This window comes from Glycomyces sp. TRM65418 (genome assembly GCF_019710475.1).
Taxonomy (GTDB): domain Bacteria; phylum Actinomycetota; class Actinomycetes; order Mycobacteriales; family Micromonosporaceae; genus Glycomyces.
The window spans coordinates 1-1,662 of the sequence record NZ_JAJFAX010000023.1 but is presented as its reverse complement, the minus strand read 5'-3'; the positions used below and the strand labels follow the sequence as shown (position 1 = coordinate 1,662).

Here is a 1,662-nt window from a genome sequence, read left to right as displayed (position 1 = left end):
CAACGGCCGCCTCGTCTCCTGGCGGCTGCTCGGCACCGACCCGCAGAACGTCGCCTTCAACGTCTACCGCGACGGCGCCAAGCTGAACTCCTCGCCGCTCACCGGCGCGACCAACTACCTCGACACCGGCGGGTCGAACAGCTCGCAGTACACCGTGCGAGCCGTGGCGAACGGCACCGAAGGCGCCGCGGCCGGGGTCGAAGTGCGCTTCAACTCCAGCGGCTACTTCGACGTCCCGATCCAGCGACCCTCCGGCGGATCGACCCCCTCCGGGTCGTTCTCCTACGAGGCCAACGACCTGAGCGTCGGCGACCTGGACGGTGACGGACAGTACGAGTACATCGTCAAGTGGGACCCGAGCAACGCCAAGGACAACTCCCAGTCCGGCTACACCGGGAACGTCTACATCGACGCGTACAAGTTGAACGGTCAGCGGCTGTGGCGGATCGACCTGGGCCGCAACATCAGGGCCGGTGCGCACTACACGCAGTTCCAGGTGTTCGACTACGACGGCGACGGCAGGGCCGAGATCGCCATGAAGACCGCCGACGGCACCCGCGACGGCACCGGCACCGTCATCGGCAACGCCAGTGCCGACCACCGCAACTCCTCGGGCTACATCCTGAGCGGACCGGAATACCTGACCGTCTTCAACGGCCAGACCGGTGCCGCGATGGACACCGTCAACTACAACCCGCCGCGCGGGAACGTCTCCTCCTGGGGCGACAACTACGGCAACCGCGTCGACCGGTTCCTCGCCGGAACCGCCTACCTCGACGGCGCATCACCCTCGATGATCTTCGCCCGCGGCTACTACACCCGTTCGGTGATCTGGGCCGTGGACTGGAACGGCACCGACCTGACCACCCGCTGGACCTTCGACTCCAACTCCGCCGGCAGCCAGTACGCCGGGCAAGGCGCGCACAGCCTCTCGATCGCCGACCTGGACGGCGACGGCCGCCAGGACGTCGTCTACGGGGCCATGGCCATCGGCTCCAACGGCCAAGCGCTGTGGAACACCCGCTTCGGCCACGGCGACGCCCTGCACGTGTCCGACTTCGTCCCCACCCGGCCCGGCCAAGAGGTGTTCATGGTCCACGAGTCCGGCTCCCAGCCGTCCTCGAGCCTGACCGGCTCCAACGGCACGAACCTGTTCCGCACCAGCCCCAGCGGCGACAACGGCCGCGGCGTCGCCGCCAACGTCACCGCCTCGAACACCGGCGCCGAGTACTGGTCCTCCAACGTCAGCGGCCTGCTCAACGCCTCCGGCTCCAACATCGGCTCCAAACCCGGCTCGGCGAACTTCCTGTCCTGGTGGGACGGCGACGGTGAGCGCGAACTGCTCGACGGCACCCAGATCACCAACTACCCGTCCGGGACGCTCCTGAACGGATCGGGCGTAACCTCGAACAACGGCACCAAGTCCAACCCGGGCCTGTCGGCCGACCTGTTCGGCGACTGGCGCGAAGAGGTCGTGTGGCGCACCAGCGACAGCAGTGCGCTGCGGATCTACGCCACGTCGCATCAGACGAACCTGCGCATCGCCACCCTGATGCACGACGTCCAGTACCGCGTCGCCATCGCCTGGCAGAACACCGGCTACAACCAACCCCCGCACCCGAGCTTCCACATCGGCTCGGACGTCACCACCTATCCCTGGCC

1 protein-coding gene is annotated in these 1,662 nt (G+C 67.7%); it reads left to right on the top strand.

The window, feature by feature from the left end; all coding sequences use genetic code 11:
• Positions 1–1,662: rhamnogalacturonan lyase (locus tag K3N28_RS23155; RefSeq protein WP_228095267.1), on the top strand; the 1,662-nt coding region annotated here is incomplete at both ends.